The following is a 20891-nucleotide window of genomic DNA, read 5'->3' as shown; positions in this document are numbered from 1 at the left end:
CATATCACATCGTACCATTCACAGCAAAAAAAGGGTATTTTTTAACGATTTTTTTACCATTGAACTTCAGCTGACGGGGCAACTAAAATAAGATTATCAGAAGAGAAAAGGGGAATGGATATGATCGACACATTACGAGCAGCATTTCACCAACAATTTGGAGATCAGGAAGAACTCCGCTATTTTTTCGCCCCAGGCAGAGTCAATCTGATTGGTGAACACACAGATTATAATGGGGGCCATGTCTTTCCATGTGCACTTACCCTTGGTACATATGCTGCGGCAGCAAGACGATCAGATGGACGCGTCAGAATGTATTCCTTGAATTTTGAAGAAGAAGGAGTGAAAGAGTTCGACCTTTTTGAAATCGCTTTCTCAGAATCGGACGGCTGGGCGAACTATCCGAAGGGAGTATTCCAACAGTTTATCGAAGCAGGCATGGATGTGAAAGATGGCTTTGATATTGTGTATGCCGGCAATATCCCAAATGGCGCAGGCCTGTCATCCTCTGCCTCTATTGAGCTCGTCACGGCTGTCTTGATCAATGAATGGTCGTCATTCGGTGTAACGCAAATCGACCTAGCCCTTCTTGCGCAGCGTGCTGAAAATGAGTTTATTGGCGTGAACTGCGGCATTATGGATCAATTTTCAATTAGTCTTGGAAAAGAAGGTCACGCTATTTTGCTCAATTGTGACACGCTTTCCTTTGAATACAGCCCATTTCGGCAAGAGGGTCTGGCACTTGTCATTGCCAATACAAATAAAAAACGAACACTTGCAGATTCCAAATACAATGAACGCCGTTCAGAATGTCAATCTGCTTTAAACGATCTTAGAAAAGAACGAGATATTGCGCATTTATGTGAGCTCACGGTCGATGAATTCGCTAAGCATGAACATTTGATACAAGATGAAACGTGTAGAAGACGTGCAAGACATGCCATTACGGAAAACGAGAGGACCATGAAAGCAGTAAATTTTCTGAAAGATGATAAAATGGAAGAACTAGGTGCACTCATGAAGGCATCTCACCTTTCTTTAAAGAATGATTATGAAGTCACTGGGCTTGAGCTAGATGCACTGGCCGAAGCCGCATGGCAACATCCAGGGGCGATTGGTTCTCGTATGACAGGTGCTGGCTTTGGGGGCTGTACCGTCAGCATTGTGAAAGAAGAGCTGCTGGACTCATTTATAGAAGAAACAGGTGCGATTTATCAAGAAAAAACAGGCATTCAAGCCTCTTTTTACACAGCTGGAATTGGAGGCGGCGCTAGAGAATTAACGAAGGAGGACATTTGATGGCAATTTTAGTATGTGGAGGAGCAGGTTTTATTGGCAGTCATGCGGTAGCGGCTCTTTTGGCTAAAGGAGAACAAGTGGTGATTGTGGATAATTTGCAGACAGGTCATAAAGAGGCAGTCGTAAAGGGTGCCGTATTAGAAGAGGGAGATTTAAGGGATCACGCTTTTTTAAGACGTGTTTTTCAAACACATGACATTGAAGCGGTCATGCACTTTGCGGCAGATTCACTTGTTGGAGAAAGTGTAACAGACCCGCTGAAGTACTATGACAACAACGTCGGAGGGGCAACGGCTTTACTTCAGGTGATGAATGAATTTGATGTGAAACGCATTGTATTCTCTTCAACTGCTGCGACATATGGTGAACCAAAGCGTGTACCGATCGTTGAAACGGATGAGACGAACCCAACAAATCCTTATGGGGAAACAAAGCTCGCGATTGAGAAAATGTTGAAGTGGTCTGAGCAGGCATATGGTATCGAATACGTTGTGCTTCGCTATTTTAATGTAGCCGGTGCTCATACAGAAGGGATTGTCGGTGAAGATCATCAGCCAGAAACGCATTTAATCCCAATTATTCTGCAAGTGGCATTAGGAAAACGTGATCAAATCATGATTTACGGTGAGGATTATGAAACAGAGGATGGCACATGCATTAGAGACTACATTCATGTCATGGATTTAGTAGAGGCGCACATTCTAGCGGTTGAGCGTCTGCGTGAAGGAAAAGGAAGCGCGACGTACAACTTAGGGAACGGCACAGGCTTCTCTGTGAAGCAGGTCGTAGAAGCCGCAAGAGAAGTGACAGGTCATGCCATTCCAGCACAGGTGGCAGAAAGACGTGCGGGTGATCCAGCTAAGCTGATTGCTTCATCAGAAAAAGCGCTGAAAGAACTAGGATGGAAGCCGCAATATGCAGATCTCCACACCATCATTCAAAGTGCATGGGATTGGTTTCAGAAACATCCAGATGGCTATCAAAGTGAATAACGTGTAGCAGGCAGGGGAGGAGACAAAGGGAATGGCGATTGATATTTTTGAAAAGCTAGAACAGCTGATTCAATATGGGGTTAATAAAGAGCTGATCTCACCACTAGATATGGATTATACAAGGAACCGGCTGCTAGAGGTGCTTGGTCTCGATGATGCTGAGGCAAGAACAGTCTCAGGAGACAGCGACCTTGAAGACATCTTAATGCCAATGCTCGATTGGGCAGTTGAAACAGGTCTTATTCCTGACGGGACAGATACGTATCGTGATTTATTAGATGCCAAAATCATGGGCTGCTTGGTGGCGCCTCCGAGTGTCATCTATGCAAAGTTTGAAGAGAAACGCAAGCATTGCGGACCAAAGGCAGCGACAAGCTGGTTTTATGAAATGCAGCAGCATGCCCACTATATTCATACCGGCAGAATCGCCAAAAATGTGCAGTGGTTTACACCAACAGAAGATGGTGAGCTTGAGATCACGATTAATCTATCGAAACCGGAAAAGGACCCAAAAGCGATCGCTGAAGCCAAAAAGCTTAGTCAAAAGCAATATCCTCTTTGTCTCCTTTGTAAAGAAAACGTTGGGTTTGGGGGACGCATCAATCACCCAGCAAGACAGAATCACCGGATTATTCCGGTGACACTTACAAATGAGTCGTGGTTTATGCAATTCTCGCCGTATGTGTATTACAACGAACATTGTATTGTGTTCAAGGGCGAGCATGAACCAATGCAGATATCTAAAAAGACCTTCGAGCGTCTGCTTTCCTTCATATCTATATATCCGCACTATTTCATAGGATCAAATGCTGATCTTCCCATTGTTGGAGGCAGCATATTAAGTCATGACCACTTTCAAGGTGGTGCTCATGAATTTCCGATGGCGAAAGCAAAGATGGAAGAAGTGTTTTCTCTCGATAAGTTTCCGAGGGTGAAGGCGGGTATTGTGAAATGGCCGATGTCAGTGATCAGGCTTCAAAGTAGCGACCAGCAGACGCTTGCGGAGGCAGCGGATTTTATATTACATGAGTGGAAAATGTATTCAGATCCAGAAGCGGGGCTGTTCTCTCATACAGGAGAGACCCCGCACAATACCATTACACCAATTGCACGTCGTCATGGGGATGAGTACGAATTAGATCTCGTGCTACGAAATAACCGTACAGACAAGCAGCACCCCGACGGAATCTTTCACCCGCACAAAGAAGTTCATCATATTAAAAAAGAGAATATCGGATTAATTGAAGTCATGGGTCTCGCCGTCCTTCCTGGAAGATTAGCAGAGGAATTAAGCCAGCTAAAAGCGGCGCTGCTATCCAAAAAACCTCTTGAAGAAATCAAAGCCTGCCCGTCTATCATGAAGCACGAGTCATGGGCAGAGCGTCTGATCGAAAAGAATACCTTTACGAAGGACAACGTAGAAGCCATTTTACAAAAAGAAATCGGCCTCATTTTTTCTCGTATACTCGCGCAGGCGGGTGTGTTTAAAAGAACAGAGCAAGGGAAAACAGCATTTAAACGTTTCATTCAAACACTCCATACAGGCAGGTGATGAGTTGATGATTGAACAGGTAAGAACTTTAATGGAAGAAAAACAACTCGACGGTGTTCTGATTCAAAAGCGTAATAACTTTTCTTGGCTTACAGGAGGAAGAAGAAACCACATTGTGTTAAACACGCCAGAGGGCGTTTGTCAGCTACTTGTGTTGAAAGACGATATTGTCCTAGTTGTGAATCAAATGGAAGAAAAACGAATCATTGAAGAAGAAATGGCGTATTTTGACCATCCCTTTCAAGTCGTCACAATGGATTGGTTTGAGGATGAGACTCCTTACATTCAAACACTCATAAAAGACAAACGAATCGGTGCGGACATTCAAATGGAAGGAGTGGAATGGATCGAACCCGATTTGTCTCGTGTTCGATCGATCCTTTCAGCGCCACAGCTCAGCCAATATGAAACCCTTTGTCATGAAACAGCGGTTATTGTAGAAAGTGTCTGCCAAGAAATCGTTCCAGGACAGACGGAGCATGAAATTGCTTCGCTTGTTGCTCAAAGAGCGATCGGGCAGGGGATGACGATAGAAGTGCTGCTTGTGGCAACAGATGACCGGATTCATCAATATCGCCATCCGATCCCAACAGAAAAAGCACTTCAAAAGCATGCACTGGTTGTCCTTTGTGCTGAACGGCATGGACTCGTGGCAAATGTCACAAGATCCGTTTACTTTGGACAGCTACCAAAGGAGCTTGAAGAAAACAAGGAAAGGCTTGCGCGAATTGACACGGTCATGAATGCGGCTACTCGTCCAGGGAACACCATTGGAGATGTATTGAAGGCCGGCATTGCTCAATATGAAAAAGAAGGATTTCCTGATAGCTGGAAAAAGCTTCACCAAGGTGGCAAGACTGGATTTGTGTCTAGAGAGATCATTGCAGTTCCTACATCGGTGGAAGAGATCCAGCTTCATCAAGTATTCACTTGGAATCCTTCCTTACCAGGATTGAAATCAGAAGATACGATGGTCGTCGAGAAAGAGGGGAATCGCTTTTTAACCTATACAGGCAAGTGGACGTATATAGACATAGAACATGAAGGAAGCATCTATAGACGACCAGACATTTTGGTGAGAGACGAATAATGAGAAGCCGGCGATGAGCCGGTTTTTTGCTGGAAGTCTTTAGTGAGTTTCCACTCATTTATCACCATTACCAATCATTACAGCGCATAGGCGGAGGATCGATACTTTCTTTTCTTGTCGACTTGCGTTAAAATGAGTAAGGTTTTTGTTAAATATGGGGATACCTATTTCAGAATTGTTTACCTAGATAAAATTTCATAAAGTTAAATTGAAATTTGACCAAACTTTTTTATTGTGGTAAACCTAAATTTGACAAAGTTCTTGATTGTTTGTCCTTTGCCTTCAACTCTCAACTTTTCAAATTCCTAGAAATTTATTGTGTGTGCAATAATATAAATTTATGGCGAATTTATGACATTTCAATAGAAATCTGTTGAAAAATAAATGAACTTTTGAAAAAAGGGGAGCTAACTCCAACAGATTTTGATAGCATTACAAAGGGAAGAAAAGTTTTCGAAGGCAGATGGCTTTTCACAATTATTCAGCAATTTATACATTATTTAAGGAAGGATGGTGATCTTCTTGTTCAGAGCCATTAAACCTATGCTTTTATTAGCGATGCTCGTGAGTGTTTTTGTATTAGGAGGTTGCAGCAATATCGCTGTTTTAGATCCTAAAGGACCAGTCGCAGCACAACAAAAAGACTTAATCCTATTATCTATTGGATTCATGCTCTTTATCGTTGGTGCGGTATTTGTACTGTTTACCATCATTTTGGTTAAATACCGTGAGCGTAAGGACGTTGGAAACGCCTCTTATAACCCAGAACTACACGGGAATACGCTTCTAGAAGTTGTCTGGACAGTGATCCCAATATTAATCGTTGCTGCCCTTTCAGTTCCAACTGTAAAAACCATTTACTCTTTGGAAGAGGCGCCTCAAGCAACAAGTCATAAAGATCCACTTGTCGTTTATGCTACAGCAGTTGATTGGAAATGGATCTTCAGCTATCCAGAGGAAAATATTGAAACAGTGAACTACTTAAACATTCCAAAAGATCAGCCGGTTTTATTCAAAATCACTTCCGCTGATACAATGGCATCACTATGGATTCCTCAGCTAGGCGGGGAGAAGTATGCGATGGCTGGAATGGAAATGGAACAATATCTTCAAGCTGATGAAGTAGGCACATATGAAGGAAGAAACGCCAACTTCACAGGCGAAGGCTTTGCTCAGCAAAAATTCAAAGTCAATGCGATGACGCAGTCTGACTATGATAAATGGGTAAATAAAACGAAAAAAGAAGCACCAAAGTTAACGAAGAAAACGTATGACTACTTGATGCTTCCTGATGCTGCAGATGTGCAGACATTCTCATCAACACATTTATCTTTTGCGAAGCACGGAGAGGATTCTGAATATGCACTCCAAGCACGCAAACGTTTAGGTTACCAATCAGTTTCTCCGCATTCCAAGACAGATCCTTTCGAGAATGTGAAGAACTATAAAAGAAAACTAGAAAACGAATAAACTGACTAAGGAAAGGAGGAGGCCGTTATGCATTTAAAATGGGATGAGTTTTTTGTAACTGGAGACCCATTAATTCTTGGTGCGCAAATTTCTATCGCTCTTACTTCCATTGCTATTGTGTTTGTTTTAACCTACTTCAAAAAGTGGAAATGGCTCTGGAAAGAATGGCTGACATCAGTTGATCATAAAAAGCTTGGAATCATGTATATCCTTGCTGCTGTGATTATGTTCTTCCGCGGTGGGGTAGACGGACTGATGATGCGCGCGCAGCTGGCGCTTCCTAATAATACGTTTTTAGATTCAAACCACTATAATGAAATTTTCACAACGCATGGTACGATCATGATTTTATTCATGGCGATGCCATTCTTAATTGGTTTAATCAACGTCGTGGTTCCTCTTCAAATTGGTGCACGTGACGTTGCATTCCCGTATTTGAACAACCTGAGCTTCTGGACATTTATGGTCGGAGCAATGCTGTTCAACATTTCCTTCGTTATTGGAGGATCACCAAGTGCAGGCTGGACGAGTTACATGCCGCTCGCCGGAAATGATTTCTCACCAGGACCTGGACAGAACTACTACTTGCTCGGGCTCCAAATTGCAGGTATTGGTACACTAATGACAGGTATTAACTTCATGGTGACCATCTTAAAAATGCGTACAAAAGGTATGACGCTTATGCGTATGCCGATGTTTACATGGACAACATTGATCACGTCTGTCATTATCGTTTTCGCATTCCCTGTTTTAACAGTTGCTTTAGCACTTATGACATTCGATCGTTTATTCGGTTCAGCATTCTTTACACTCGAAGCGGGCGGTATGCCAATGCTTTGGGCGAACCTTTTCTGGATTTGGGGACATCCTGAGGTATATATCGTTATCCTGCCAGCTTTCGGTATTTTCTCAGAAATCTTTGCGACGTTCTCAAGAAAGCAGTTGTTTGGTTACAAAGCGATGGTTGTATCGATTGTGGCAATCTCTGTTCTTAGTTTCCTTGTGTGGGTTCACCACTTCTTTACAATGGGGAACAGTGCAGCGGTTAACTCATTCTTCTCGATCACAACAATGGCGATTTCTGTACCAACAGGTGTGAAAATCTTTAACTGGCTCTTTACAATGTATCGAGGCCGTATCAGTTTTACATCCCCAATGCTTTGGGCACTTGGTTTCATCCCGAACTTCGTAATCGGTGGTGTGACTGGGGTTATGCTTGCGATGGCAGCTGCGGATTACCAGTACCATAATACGTACTTCCTTGTATCCCACTTCCACTATGTATTAATCGCAGGTACTGTCTTTGCATGTTTTGCTGGTCTTGTTTTCTGGTATCCAAAAATGTTTGGTTACAAGTTAAACGAGCGAATCGGCAAATGGTTCTTCTGGGTATTCATGATCGGATTTAACATCTGTTTCTTCCCGCAGTACTTCTTAGGACTGCAAGGAATGCCAAGACGTATTTATACGTATGGACCAGAAGATGGCTGGACTGCACTAAACTTTATTTCAACAATTGGTGCATTCATGATGGGTATCGGATTCATCATCCTTTGCTATAACATTTACTACAGCTGGAGACACTCAAAACGTGAAGTGTCTGGAGACAGCTGGGGAGAAGGACGTACACTTGACTGGGCGACATCTTCTGCAATTCCGCCGCATTATAACTTTGCAGCACTTCCAGAAGTGACGACACCAGATGCATTCCATCATTGGAAGCAAAACAATGTAGACGTTCATCCTGAAAAAGAATTCAAGAAAATTCACATGCCGCACAATTCAGGCAGACCGCTGATCATGTCTGCATTCTTCGGACTTGGTGCATTCGGTCTTGTATTTGAATGGTACTGGATTGGCGTTATCGGCTTAATCGGAGTATTCGCAACAATGATTTTACGTTCATTTGAATATGACGATGGCTACTATATTCCTGTTGAAGAAGTGATTGAAACAGAGAAAAAGAATAAGGAGGCGCAGAAGTAATGGGACATAATGATAGCAGCTATGCAAATGCACCGCTTGAATATCAGTCTGAAACAGGACGTTTAAACATCCTTGGTTTCTGGATATTCCTTGGCGCGGAAATCGTGTTATTCTCAACACTTTTTGCGACCTACTTTGTTCTTCATGGCAGAACAGCTGGCGGCGTTTTGCCAGCTGAGCTATTTGATATGAAGCTTGTATTGATCATGACATTCCTGCTATTGGTGAGTTCATTTACATGCGGGATTGCCGTTCATGAAATGCGCCGTGGAAGTACAAAAGGGGTTGTCATTTGGACGATTCTGACACTGCTTCTAGGTGCAGGTTTCGTTGGTTTTGAGATTTTCGAATTCTTCCATTATGTACATGAGGGTGCGAGCATCCATACAAGTGCATACTGGTCTGCATTCTTTGTTCTTTTAGGAACTCACGGATTACACGTATCCATCGGTATCTTCTGGATTACGGGCGTCTTGTTCCAAATTAAAAAACGTGGATTAACACCACAAACAGCAGCGAAGATCTTTATCTCAAGTCTATACTGGCATTTCCTTGATGTTGTATGGATTTTCATCTTCACAGCTGTGTACTTGATCGGATTAGGGGGGCTTTTGTGATATGGCTGGAAAAACACATTCCTCAGCAGAGCACGAACACTTCCCTTGGAAACACGTAGTCGGCTTCATTCTCTCCATTGTGCTAACCATCTTAGCATTCTGGATTGCTATCGGAGCTGAAATTGGCAGTTCCGCAAAACTATGGATTATCTTTGGTTTTGCCTTCATTCAAGCATTCTTGCAGCTGTTCATGTTCATGCATATGACAGAGAGTGAGAACGGGACTGTTCAAGTCGGAAATACTTTGTTTGGTCTGTTCTGTGCGATCATTTTCGTCATCGGGTCTGTTTGGATCTTCGCGGCTCACTACAGCCACGGAGAGAACAGCAAAGACGGTTATTCACCATCTGCGCCAAAGCAGTCTGAGCATTCAGAGAAATAATAAAAAACCACTCATCTATGAAAGATGAGTGGTTTTTATGCTGATTGTGATAACGCTTCCAATTGATGATGCGATATCTATCTGCTGCTGAATCTTTTGCGAATGAATGGAAGTCCATAGATGAGGAAAGCTGCAATGTGAGCCAGAATCACGTTAATGGCAAAGAATGCGATCATGAAGGTATGTCCTGCTGGAGATAAACTGCTTGTCATGTAAAGACCGAAGAAAATCCACATAATCATGATGGGTGGAATAGATGCTAATGCAATCTTTCTGTTTTCCAACCATAAAAACAGGGGTGTAGCTGTTGCAATACATAGGTACGCAAAGAACATATCCATCGTATCCAACTCCTTTGTAAGTTGATGTTCAATTCAAATGAGAGGTCAGGATGCAATTGTGTCTGTTTTTAGGAGATATTGTGAACATTTTGTTACAAATATTATACCACAATTGACTTTGAAGTAAACTCAATAATTGGAAAATGGGCCTTATTCCGCAGAAATTGTTTTTTTCTTATACCTCAGTTAAGCTTATGCTGGCATGATGTTAACCTTTCATATCGCCACATAAGTCATTGAATTTTCCCCTTAAAATCTGTAAAATAATCTTTTTAAAGGACTTATGATCGGTTGTCATGATAGAGTAGAAAGGGATTTTTTCCTATTATTAGGATGAAAAGTATTTCATTTTTTGAAATTAGAATGGAACCTTTCAGGTGTCACTTCCGTCATATTTAAGGTGAGTTGCTTTTGTGAAAATTTCAATCTAATATAAATAAGGGCTTTTATGTTTTGTAATAAGGGTGGTTAGTTCATGAACAAGCAGAATACATCTCCTTACTATCAAGGAGATTTGATTTTTATATTTTTAGCCTTCTTTGCCATCAGTGTCATCGCTATTTATGCTGCGGGACAGTTTGGGCAATATGGATCTAATGCATGGACCAGACAGATCATTTACTACATGGTCGGGGTCATCTGTATTGTGGCTATTAATTACTTCGATCTGGAACAATTAGAAAAGTTAAGCTTATATATTTTTATAGGCGGCATTATGCTCTTAATTCTTTTGAAAATTGCTCCTGCACAAATTGCAGGTCATGATTTTGCTCCAATTAAAAATGGTGCAAAAAGTTGGTTCGTGTTACCGGGAATTGGAACATTTCAGCCTTCAGAGTTCATGAAAATTGGTTTGATTATGATGCTCGCCTCTGTCATTGGGAAGGCAACCCCAAGAGGAAAACGAACATTAGAAGATGATATTTTCCTACTATTAAAAATTGCCGGCGTGGCTGCTGTACCAGTCGGACTCATCTTTTTGCAAGATGCAGGTACGGCTGCGGTATGTATGTTTATTGTCGTTGTCATGGTCTTTTTATCAGGGGTCAACTGGAAATTGATCTCTCTCATCGGTTCAGTGGTTGTGCTTTTAGTTGCCGCTGTGTTAGCCGTGATTATTCTATTCCCTGATTTCGCACAAAAGATCGGGATTCAGCAGTATCAGATCAACCGGATTACCGCTTGGCTGCCTGATAGTTCTTCGACAGCCAACCAAGCCCAGACACAGGATGCATCTGGATCGGATAAATATCAAGTCGAGCAAGCCATTATGGCAATTGGGGCAGGACAAATTTTCGGGAACGGTGTTAAGAACTTAAAAGTGTATGTTCCAGAAGCTCAGACAGATATGATTTTCTCTATCATAGGGGAAGCTTTTGGTTTTGTCGGCTGCGCATTTGTGGTCATCATGTTCTTCTTCCTGATTTATCGGCTTGTTGTGCTGATTGACCGTATCCACCCTTATAGCCGGTTTGCGTCATTTTTCTGTGTAGGATATACAGCATTGATTGTTATCCATACATTCCAGAACATTGGTATGAACATAGGCGTCATGCCTGTAACGGGGATACCGCTCTTATTCATCAGCTTCGGGGGAAGTTCTGTTTTATCTGTTCTTATTGGATTTGGTATCGCCTATAATGCAAGTGTTCAATTAACGAAATATCAAAGTTATTTATTTAAATAAAACGGGTAAAGGGCAGTCTAAGCGTAGGCTGCCTTTTTGGCGTGAGTTCTAACTTTTGAAAAGTAATATTCATTTGACTTATGATAGTAGGAGTGAAGGAGGTCTTCGAATTGAATAAAACGATAGAAACCATCTTAAATCATCGGTCCATCCGTTCGTTTACAGATGAGCGTCTGACAGACGAAGAAGTGCTGACACTTATCAAAAGTGCACAGGCTGCTTCGACATCAAGCTATGTACAGGCGTATAGTATCATTGGTGTAACAGATCAGGAGAAGAAGGCGAAGCTTGCTGAACTGGCTGGAAATCAGCCATACGTTGAGAAGAATGGTCATTTTTTTGTTTTCTGTGCAGACTTGAAACGCCACGACTATATCGCAAAAAAAGCAGGAAAGAACCATCAAGAAGCGCTTGAGAATACTGAAGCCTTTCTTATCAGTGTGATTGATGCGGCGCTCGCTGCGCAAAATGTCAGTGTCGCCGCAGAATCTATGGGACTTGGCATCTGCTATATCGGCGGACTGCGTAATCAGCTGAAGGAAGTATCCGAGTTACTTGAAACGCCTTCCTATGTGCTGCCGCTATTCGGATTGGCTGTAGGACATCCTGCCAATCCATCATCTCAAAAGGAACGGCTGCCCGTTGAGCTGATCTACCATGAAAACACATATCAGCAAGACGAAGCTCATGTGGATCGTTATTTAAAAGAATACGATGATCGTATTTCATCATATTATGAAGAACGAACAAACGGTGAGAGAAAAGATACATGGTCTGAGCAAATGCTTCGAGGCTTTAGCCAGCCAAAACGTGCTTTCCTCGGAGATTTTGTGAAAGAGAAGGGCTTTAATCGAAAATAAATCAGGAAATCCCCCTTTCGAGTGAGAGAGGGGGATTTGTGTAAGAGGTGCGACATCATGAAATTAAGTATACTGGATCAATCTCCTTTGATTGGAGATGCGACGCCTGCTGAGGCACTGAAGCAAACAGTCGAGCTGGCGAAGCAGGCAGAGAAATGGGGCTATCATCGTTTTTGGGTATCAGAGCATCACTTTTCAAACCGGCTCGCAGGATCGAGTCCAGAGGTGCTTCTCGGTCATTTATCAGCTGTGACGTCACATATCCGTATTGGTTCAGGCGGCGTCATGCTGCCCCACTACAGTGCCTATAAAGTAGCAGAGAACTTCAGAGTGCTCGAAGCCTTGGCTCCGGGCAGAATTGATCTTGGCATTGGACGTGCTCCTGGAGGTATGCCGATCTCCTCCATTGCCCTTCATCATGGAGAACGGAAGCGACTTGGTGATCAATACCCTGAGCAGGTAGAAGAATTAAGGGTGTATTTACATGATTTAGCCGATGAATTTTATCCGCTGCCTCACCTGACCGCTTCTCCGAAAGTAGATACTGCCCCAGAGGTATGGATGTTAGGTTCTTCTGGAGGAAGTGCACGGCTTGCCGCAAAAGTAGGTGCAGGCTATACGTTTGCTCTTTTCATTAATGGAGAAGGCGGAGAAGACTCTGTGTCGCAGTATATCAGCCGATTTGAACCTTCGGAATTTGGTGATGAGCCGCGTGTCAGTCTTGCGGTCTTCGTTTTATGTGCAGAAACAGAGGAACAGGCAGAAAAATTGGCTGTCAGCTTAGATTTATCATTATTAGCTAACGAACAAGGACAGAACCTTGGCGGCTTTCCTTCATTTGAACAGGCAAAGGCCTATTCCTACAGTCCATATGAACAAAAACGAGTAGCAGCCAATCGGCAGAGGATGGTTGTTGGCACGCCGTCCTCTGTGAAGCAACAGCTGACAGCACTCGCAAAGGCGTATCGTACAGATGAAGTGATCGCTGTGACCATCACACATCACATACAAGACCGTCTCACATCGTATCGTTTATTAAAAGAAGCTTTTGATGCATAACGTATGTCATTTTACCATTTGCGCAGCCAATAAAAGGGATAGAGGAGCATCATGGTGAGAATAAAGGCAGCTGTCACCGCCAAGCTAAGAGGATAAATGCAGGTGGTATAGACAGTCAGTTCACATGCTTGATGAAAAGGACGAGGCTGTTTTGCATGTAAAAAGGTAAAAAAATAAACCAAGGTGATCGTGAGAAAAAAAGCCGTCATAAAAGAAACGATCCATAGCAATATCAACATGAATTTCTCTTTCCTCCATACATGATAGAAAAGCCTTGTTGAGCTGATGGGCTCATACAAGGCTTTTTATGTGATTCTTATTTATTCAGGGTAAATATCGAATGGTTCTTTCGTTTGAACCGTATCTGATTTGCCTTTCAGGCTTGCATACGCAAGCATTGTATACTCACCTGCTTCTAACTTCTGTCCTTTATTGATCGTGCCATTCCATTTCACACGATGCTCTCCTTTATCAACATGTTGATAAACTCCTGCTTCACCTAAATACTCTCCATCTGTCGAGTAGACGAGGAATGCAAGATTTTCAGCACCGCCTGGGAGATAGCTGCTAATGACATAGCTTCCAGCACGGTTATCCGGCTCTACGGAAACCGAAGTGACGCGCGGGTAATCAGGCTCTTTTACAATCAATAAAGTAGGGATTTCAGTGACCTTTCTGCCATTTTCGCGAATGGTGATACTGCCTTGGTACGTTCCTTTTTTCGTTTTTCCATAATTCACTTGTACTGCGGAAGTAAAGGACCCTGTGGAATTCCCTTTCACTGTGATTTTTTTCGTGCCGTTTGTGCTAATGCCGTTGCCATCGAACTTATAATCAATGGTATAGGTTTTCGGTGCTTTTGACAGGTTTTCTACTTTGAACTTCTTCGTTTTGATTTGAACGCCCTTTTCTTTTAAGAAAGTGCCGTACGAATAGCTTGCATCAGACACAATAGAAGACGCTTGAAGTGATTCGATGATTCGAACGCTGCCTGTGCCCTGCGTATTGTGAGGGAACGGGTTACCATTTGGGTCATACAATGTTTCTGCTGTATTCATCATTAACGCTTTAATTTGTTCTGTAGAATAGGATGGTTTTGCTTGTTTAATAATCGCTGCTACTCCGGCTACATGAGGAGATGCCATGCTTGTTCCTTGCTTCGATCCATAGCCGTATGGCTGAGAAGGATCGTGTGTCGGAATGGTGCTGACAATACTCACGCCAGGTGCTGAAAGATCTGGTTTGATCATCCACGTATCGACAACAGGTCCGCGAGATGAGAAGTCAGCGACTTGTTCACTTAACTCTTTCACAAATTGAATCGAGAAAGTCGTTGTATTGTTACCAGCCTCAATGGCTTTAACAAGTGCTGTTCCTTCCGCTTTTGACAGCTTAATCGTCGGAAGGGCTAGACCTGGTACATCCACAGGGATTTCTCCATCGGTATTGTTGTACATGACAACGCCGATCGCACCAGCAGCTTTCGCATTGTCCACTTTATCAACAAAGGCAATGGCTCCACGTTCAATCACTGCCACCTTTCCTTTGACATCGATGTTTTCAAAAGCTTTTTCGTCACCGATGCCTGCTTGGACGAGTGTGACTTGTTTTTGGTCAAGTGCTTTTAAATCATTTTCTTGATAGTAGCCCATCACTTTTGCTGTTGAATAGTTCGGGAATTTCACGTTGTATAAACTGTACGGAAGCTGAGTGGCTCCGACAGAAATAGCATCTCTTGATGTCCCAGGAGATCCAACGGTCCAGCTGTTCGGCCCGCTGTTTCCATTTGATGTCACAGCGACAACCCCTTCAGACATGGCCCAATCCAGTGCGATGCTTGTTGCATAATCAGGGTTATTCACACTGTTTCCAAGAGAAAGGTTCATGACATCGGCTCCGTCAGTGACAGCCCGATCGATGCCTGCAAGGACATTTTCAGTTGTTCCTGATCCGCCTGGTCCAAGGACACGATAGGCGAGAAGGGTAGCATCTTTTGCGACACCTTTAATTTGTCCATTTGCCGCAATTGTTCCTGCGACATGTGTACCATGATCTGTCGATTCGCCTCTAGGATCTCCTTTTGGTGTTTCTTGTGGAGAATAGTCATTATCAACAAAGTCATAGCCTTTGTATAATCCGAAGTTTCCTTTTAAATCAGGGTGGGTATAATCTACTCCAGTATCAATGACAGCGACTTTTACTCCTTTTCCAGAGTAGCCGGCATCCCAAGCTTTTGGGGCACCGATAAATGGAGCACTTTTATCCATGAGTGGAGAGACATCCTCATGAGGAAGCTGGACGCTTTTCTTTTTCACTTCATCTGTTTGATATGTAACATCCGGATAAACGGCTTTTACTCCGTCAACTGCGAGCAGTTTCGGGATTTCGTTTGCAGGAAGTTTCATAGAGAAACCAGAGAAGACTTTTTCATATTCTTGACGAACACTCGCTTTATCTAACTTTTTGAGTGCTGCATTCTTTACTTTCGTTCGAGATTTTTTGAGGGAGGCTTTTGTTTGTGCTTCGCCTTCTTGCTTGGCTTCAACTAAGGATTTTTCCTTTAATTCAACAATGACAGTGGTGTGTTTTCTAGACTTAACATTGATTTCGCCGAAGATTTCTGCTTTTTCCAGTTCCATCTGTTTGTTCGATGGAGCGGCAGCAGCCTGACCTGAAAAGAATGTGGATAAGGTAAAAATAGTGGAGAACAATAGAACAGAAGAACGAGAGATTACTTTTTTCAATTAATTTTCCCCTTTCTAGCTGTGTATTTAGGGAGATAGCCTTTCTTTTTGTGGATAAATAGGAAAGATTCACTGCCCGTTATTAAGTATTCCATACGATGAAACCAATTCCTTTACTGAAATGGTCTTATTTTACATAGTCATAAAGAACTATTTTGTTTATAAAGTCACACTTATGCACAATAATCTGTTGATAACTCAATTTTTCAGATATATATATGGAAAATAAAAAAATCTCATACACAAAATCTAGTAAGAGGGTGTTGATATGTGGATAAACCCTGTTGATAAGATGTGCTTATCTTTGGGATAGTGTGTGTATAAAATTTTCATAGAAACATTGTGGAACATGCTCATCTTCTGCACTTTTCAACAAAACTTCTGAAAACTAGTTCGTTTTTTCACCCAGATTGTGACAAACCTCTCTTTTTTCTCGGGATATGATAGGAACAGTTAATTTGCTAGAACTGCTAGATTCTAAGGAAATCGGAGGGATGTTCAGTGAAGAAATGGAAGAACTGGTTGAGTGTATGGTTTGGTTTTGTGATGAATGTGCTTGTGAATCCTGGTGAGCTGCTGAAGAAGCAAGGGGTGAAAGTGGCAGCAGTGGATGGAGGATTCTTTCTTGCGGTGAATGAGAGAAAGCTAGAGAAACTGGCAGATGAAAAGAAGAAGAAGCGCAGGACAGAAAAGCCGTTTCAAGAAAGTCTGATGATGCTTTATGAAAAGACAACGAGAGAGGCGCGTGCCGGTCCGCTCTTATCTTTACAGAAAAGTTGAAACAGGGTAAAATCCCACATAAGACACGTTATCTGTGGGAGAGGATGCCCCTTGAAGATATATAAAATATTGAATAACAATGCAGTGGTTGTAAAGGAGGGTGATCAGGAGAAAATTGTGATGGGGCCCGGAATTGCTTTTCAGAAGGGGAAAAATGACGTCGTTCCCGTTCAAAAAATAGAGAAGATTTTTGTTGTGCGTGAAGAAAATGAGAAGTTTAAACAAATTCTTGCGACATTGCCAGAAGCGCATATTGAGGTGGCAGAGCATATTATTAGTTATGCAGAGGGTGAACTCATGATGCCGCTCAGTGATCATATCCACATTTCACTGACAGATCATTTATCCTTTGCCATTGAACGCGTTCAAAAAGGCATTGTGCTATATAATAAATTGCTTGGTGAGATCAAAGTCTTATATAAGCAGGAATATGATATTGGAAAGTATGCCATTCGTTATGTAAAGGAGCGGCTTGGGGTTGACCTGCCGGACGATGAGGCAGGGTATGTGGCACTTCATATTCATACGGCCAAAATGAATACGGAGTCCATGAAGAAGACGGTCAAATACACAACGATGATCAAAGAAATGATCGAGCATATCGAAAGCGTTTTTGAGCGCTCGATTGATGAGGATAGTATTTCATATCAGCGGCTTGTGACACATTTGAGGTATGCATTAGGCAGGTTGGAATCGAATGAAGCATTTCAAATCATGGACGATGACATGCTGACTTTTATCCAAACAAAGTATGATTCGGCTTACCGGTGTGCACTTGGACTGGCTGATTTGCTGAAAAAAGAATATGAACTTCATCTCCCTGAATCGGAGATCGGCTACATCACGCTGCATGTCCAGCGTCTGCAGGATGCCGAATTGGTGTAAAGGTTGTGCCTGTCCGCAGGCTTTTTTTTATGCACACTACTCTAATTAGTGTATATGGGTCATTTGATTCGAAAAAATAGGTTGACGCAGGTCACGCTCTTATACTATGATGAAAGCGTAATCAAAAACCAATATCGTGGGATTGTGACTGTCAGGCAGGCAAGACCTAAAATTTGCGTAACGAGGGGACGTGTATGTCCTTTAATCGTTAGTGAATTTTAGGTCTTTTTTGTTTTAAAAAAAGGGGGAGACAACATGGATTATCAAAAAACAGCCAAAGAATTAACAACATTATTAGGCGGCAAAGAAAATGTCATTAGCGCAACACATTGTGCCACACGACTCCGATTGGTGATGAAAGATGAGGCGTTGATTGACAAAGATGCCATTGAAGAACTTGAGGGTGTGAAGGGTGCCTTCTCAAGCTCGGGTCAATTCCAGATCATATTTGGAACAGGTTCTGTCAACAAAGTATATGAGCCTTTTGCTCGTGAGGCGGGTCTTGAGGCAGACGACGAGAATCAAAAACCTGCCAGCCATGATGAAGCCGTGAAGCAAAAAATGAATCCACTTGCACGTTTTGCTAAGACGCTATCGAATATTTTTGTACCAATCATTCCAGCGATTGTAGCAAGCGGTTTATTAATGGGCCTATTAGGTATGATGAAAGCCTTCAAATGGGCTGATCCAAGCTCTGCCATCTTCCAAATGCTAGATATGTTCTCAAGTGCTGCCTTTATCATTTTACCGATTTTAATTGGGGTTAGTGCAGCCAAAGAGTTTGGTGGAAATCCATATTTAGGAGCTGTCATTGGGGGCATTATGATTCACCCGAGCTTGCTGAATCCATGGGGACTGACAGACGCAAAACCAGAATATATGCATCTATTCAACTTTGATATTGCGCTTCTTGGTTACCAAGGAACGGTCATTCCCGTGTTATTAACTGTGTATATCATGTGCGTGATTGAAAAGAATTTAAGAAAAGTTGTGCCGAACAGTATTGATTTACTTGTGACGCCGTTTGTGACGGTGATTGTGACTGGATTTGTGACGTTTATTGCTGTAGGACCGCTAGGGAGAATGCTCGGTACAGGAATCTCAAATGCACTCACTTATGTTTATGACCATGCAGGATTCTTAGCTGGACTTATTTTTGGAGGCGCTTATTCTTTAATTGTACTGACAGGTGTTCATCACAGCTTCCATGCGATTGAGGCAGGACTTCTAAATGATATTGGACGGAATTATTTGCTGCCGATCTGGGCCATGTCTAACGTCGCTCAAGGCGGAGCAGGGCTAGCGGTCTTTTTCTTAGCAAAGCGTGCAAAAACGAAAGAAATTGCTTTACCAGCAGCATTTTCTGCTTTCTTAGGTATTACTGAGCCGGTCATATTCGGTGTGAATCTTCGTTATCGTAAGCCATTTATTGCTGCAATGATCGGAGGTGCATTAGGCGGGGCGTTTGTCGTCTTCACAAAGGTAGCCGCCAACGCTTATGGTTTAACAGGGATTCCGATGATTGCAATTGCAGCCCCATTTGGTTTACAAAATGTGGTAAATTATGTTATTGGTATGTTAATAGCTGTTGCTGTTTCATTTATTCTTACCATCATCTTTAAAATCAAAGAAGTCGAAAAATAATCAAGGAGTGGTCACAGTGATGACAACAACGGACGCAGCACTTCGTCAAAAGGTAACAGATCGTATTCGAAACTATGAGCATTTGGTGAAAAAAGATGTGTACCGTCAGAACTTCCATTTAATGCCGCCAGTCGGTCTTTTAAATGACCCGAATGGATTGATTCAGTGGAAGGGAGTCTACCATGTGTTTTATCAGTGGCAGCCATTTAAAACAGGTCATGGGGCAAAATTCTGGGGTCACTACACATCAACCGATCTAGTGAATTGGCAGCATGAAGAGGCTGCCCTCACGCCAAGTGATTGGTTTGATCAAAATGGCTGTTATTCTGGCAGTGCAGTCATTGACGATGGTCGTATGTACGTGATGTATACCGGAAATGTCCGTGACGAGCAAGGGAACCGTGAGACATATCAATGTTTAGCTGTGTCAGAGGATGGGGTTCATTTTGAGAAAAAAGGTGTCGTGGCGACTTTGCCAGCGGGATTCACTGCACATTTTCGTGACCCGAAGGTGTGGAAGCGGAATGGAAAGTGGTACATGGTCCTTGGAGCACAAAGTGAAGATCTCAAAGGACATCTTGTTTTATTTACATCTGATACATTAGACAATTGGACGTTTCAAGGCATTATTGCAGGCAGTGGAAAGAATGGATTAGATCATTTCGGATACATGTGGGAATGTCCAGATCTGTTTGAATTAGACGGTCAGGATGTATTGATCGTGTCACCACAGGGGCTGAAGCCTGATGGATTCAAATACAACAATACACATCAATCTGGTTATTTTGTTGGTACATTGGATGATCGTACCTACCAATATACGCATGGAGCGTTTGAGGAGCTCGATCGTGGCTTTGACTTTTATGCACAGCAGACTTTCCAAGATGAATCGGGCAGACGTATTTTAATGGGATGGATGGGTGTACCAGATCAAGGGGAAGAGCATCATCCAACCATCTCTTATCAATGGATCCATTGTTTGACGATTCCGAGAGAGCTTCGTTTAGATGATGAAGGACGTCTTATTCAACAGCCGGTAAGTGAACTTCGATCTATGCGGACAAATGAGCAGGAGCATGTTTTTCACGTTAAACGATCTGTTCATTCGATTCCTGTTGAAGATTTGACGAGCGCAGAGGTATTCATTGATCAAATTGAAACACAAAAAGGATTTGAATGCTGTATACGTGCTGCTGCTCGTATCATTTATGATAAAGATGAAGGCAAACTAACGTTAGAGCGAGATCGATTTGAAGATCGAACAAAGGAAGTTCGTGAAGTAGAAATTGATGAATTACAGGATTTGCATATCTTTATTGATGCATCATCGATTGAGATTTTTGTCAACGGAGGCCGGGAAGTATTTACTGCACGTTACTTTCCTTCCCCGGGAAATAAATCAATCTCCATCAGTGGTAGAAATGAAACGAAGCTTAAATTGAAGACGTGGCATTTGCAAAAAGAAGCAGATCATTGATCTGCTTTTTCTAGTGAGATCAGCCT

At 42.4% G+C, this 20891-nt stretch carries 18 protein-coding genes; 15 read left to right on the top strand and 3 right to left on the bottom strand.

From position 1 onward, the window contains the following. The first annotated feature begins 120 nt into the window (after positions 1-120). The 8 genes from MHI20_RS11715 to qoxD all read left to right on the top strand — a co-directional run bounded on the left by MHI20_RS11715 (position 121) and on the right by qoxD (position 9388). Complete coding sequence (locus MHI20_RS11715) at positions 121-1299, top strand: galactokinase (RefSeq protein WP_061420949.1); 1179 nt, start codon at positions 121-123, stop codon at positions 1297-1299. After that, a complete protein-coding gene (galE, locus tag MHI20_RS11710) occupies positions 1299-2291 on the top strand; it encodes a UDP-glucose 4-epimerase GalE (RefSeq protein WP_017368288.1) in 993 nt (330 codons plus the stop codon). The genes MHI20_RS11715 and galE overlap by 1 nt, the downstream gene beginning before the upstream one ends. A gap of 31 nt (positions 2292-2322) precedes the next feature. Beyond that, a complete protein-coding gene (galT, locus tag MHI20_RS11705; protein ID WP_340938519.1) occupies positions 2323-3843 on the top strand; it encodes a UDP-glucose--hexose-1-phosphate uridylyltransferase in 1521 nt (506 codons plus the stop codon). A gap of 7 nt (positions 3844-3850) precedes the next feature. Continuing rightward, on the top strand, positions 3851-4933 hold the full coding sequence (locus tag MHI20_RS11700) for a M24 family metallopeptidase (RefSeq protein WP_024719492.1): 1083 nt from the start codon (positions 3851-3853) through the stop codon (positions 4931-4933). A gap of 513 nt (positions 4934-5446) precedes the next feature. After that, the gene (gene qoxA / locus MHI20_RS11695) at positions 5447-6403 is read left to right on the top strand and encodes a cytochrome aa3 quinol oxidase subunit II (RefSeq protein WP_089374137.1); all 957 of its coding nucleotides are present in this window, start codon (positions 5447-5449) and stop codon (positions 6401-6403) included. Positions 6404-6430: 27 nt separating this feature from the next. Next, complete coding sequence (qoxB, locus tag MHI20_RS11690; RefSeq protein WP_024423835.1) at positions 6431-8389, top strand: cytochrome aa3 quinol oxidase subunit I; 1959 nt, start codon at positions 6431-6433, stop codon at positions 8387-8389. After that, positions 8389-9006, top strand: a complete 618-nt coding sequence (gene qoxC, locus MHI20_RS11685) for a cytochrome aa3 quinol oxidase subunit III (RefSeq protein ID WP_007497820.1) — start codon at positions 8389-8391, stop codon at positions 9004-9006. Before qoxB ends, qoxC begins: the two co-directional genes overlap by 1 nt. A gap of 1 nt (position 9007) precedes the next feature. Continuing rightward, positions 9008-9388, top strand: a complete 381-nt coding sequence (qoxD, locus tag MHI20_RS11680; RefSeq protein WP_007497818.1) for a cytochrome aa3 quinol oxidase subunit IV — start codon at positions 9008-9010, stop codon at positions 9386-9388. Positions 9389-9465: 77 nt separating this feature from the next. On the opposite strand, the gene MHI20_RS11675 is transcribed toward qoxD, so the two are convergent. After that, positions 9466-9729, bottom strand: coding sequence for a spore morphogenesis/germination protein YwcE (locus MHI20_RS11675; protein ID WP_008345491.1), 264 nt, complete (start codon positions 9727-9729; stop codon positions 9466-9468). 475 nt (positions 9730-10204) lie between these two features. Between MHI20_RS11675 and MHI20_RS11670 the strand changes: the two genes are divergently transcribed. From MHI20_RS11670 to MHI20_RS11660, 3 genes are all read left to right on the top strand, one after another. Then, positions 10205-11416 (top strand): FtsW/RodA/SpoVE family cell cycle protein, encoded by a 1212-nt coding sequence (locus tag MHI20_RS11670; protein ID WP_008345489.1) that lies wholly within the window; start codon positions 10205-10207, stop codon positions 11414-11416. A gap of 110 nt (positions 11417-11526) precedes the next feature. After that, positions 11527-12276, top strand: a complete 750-nt coding sequence (gene nfsA / locus MHI20_RS11665; RefSeq protein WP_100324641.1) for an oxygen-insensitive NADPH nitroreductase — start codon at positions 11527-11529, stop codon at positions 12274-12276. Positions 12277-12330: 54 nt separating this feature from the next. Then, positions 12331-13335, top strand: a complete 1005-nt coding sequence (locus MHI20_RS11660) for an LLM class flavin-dependent oxidoreductase (protein ID WP_045034055.1) — start codon at positions 12331-12333, stop codon at positions 13333-13335. Positions 13336-13346: 11 nt separating this feature from the next. Here MHI20_RS11660 and MHI20_RS11655 read toward each other — a convergent pair whose 3' ends face one another. Beyond that, positions 13347-13574, bottom strand: coding sequence for a hypothetical protein (locus tag MHI20_RS11655; protein ID WP_159145219.1), 228 nt, complete (start codon positions 13572-13574; stop codon positions 13347-13349). Between the two features lie 81 nt (positions 13575-13655). Next, positions 13656-16079 (bottom strand): S8 family peptidase, encoded by a 2424-nt coding sequence (locus MHI20_RS11650; RefSeq protein WP_268432332.1) that lies wholly within the window; start codon positions 16077-16079, stop codon positions 13656-13658. 501 nt (positions 16080-16580) lie between these two features. On the opposite strand from MHI20_RS11650, the gene MHI20_RS11645 reads away from it, so the two are divergent. The 4 genes from MHI20_RS11645 to MHI20_RS11630 all read left to right on the top strand — a co-directional run bounded on the left by MHI20_RS11645 (position 16581) and on the right by MHI20_RS11630 (position 20865). Continuing rightward, positions 16581-16859 (top strand): hypothetical protein, encoded by a 279-nt coding sequence (locus MHI20_RS11645; protein ID WP_041091342.1) that lies wholly within the window; start codon positions 16581-16583, stop codon positions 16857-16859. Positions 16860-16910: 51 nt separating this feature from the next. Further along, entirely contained in the window at positions 16911-17744 is an 834-nt protein-coding gene (locus MHI20_RS11640) for a PRD domain-containing protein (protein WP_024719487.1), read from the top strand. Between the two features lie 255 nt (positions 17745-17999). Further along, a complete protein-coding gene (locus MHI20_RS11635; protein WP_035702471.1) occupies positions 18000-19388 on the top strand; it encodes a sucrose-specific PTS transporter subunit IIBC in 1389 nt (462 codons plus the stop codon). Positions 19389-19407: 19 nt separating this feature from the next. Beyond that, complete coding sequence (locus MHI20_RS11630; RefSeq protein ID WP_217967968.1) at positions 19408-20865, top strand: sucrose-6-phosphate hydrolase; 1458 nt, start codon at positions 19408-19410, stop codon at positions 20863-20865. Positions 20866-20891: the final 26 nt, after the last annotated feature.

The sequence above is a fragment of the Bacillus sp. FSL K6-1106 genome (assembly GCF_038005245.1).
GTDB classification, from domain to species: domain Bacteria; phylum Bacillota; class Bacilli; order Bacillales; family Bacillaceae; genus Bacillus; species Bacillus altitudinis.
This window is presented reverse-complemented; position numbering and strand designations above follow the sequence as displayed.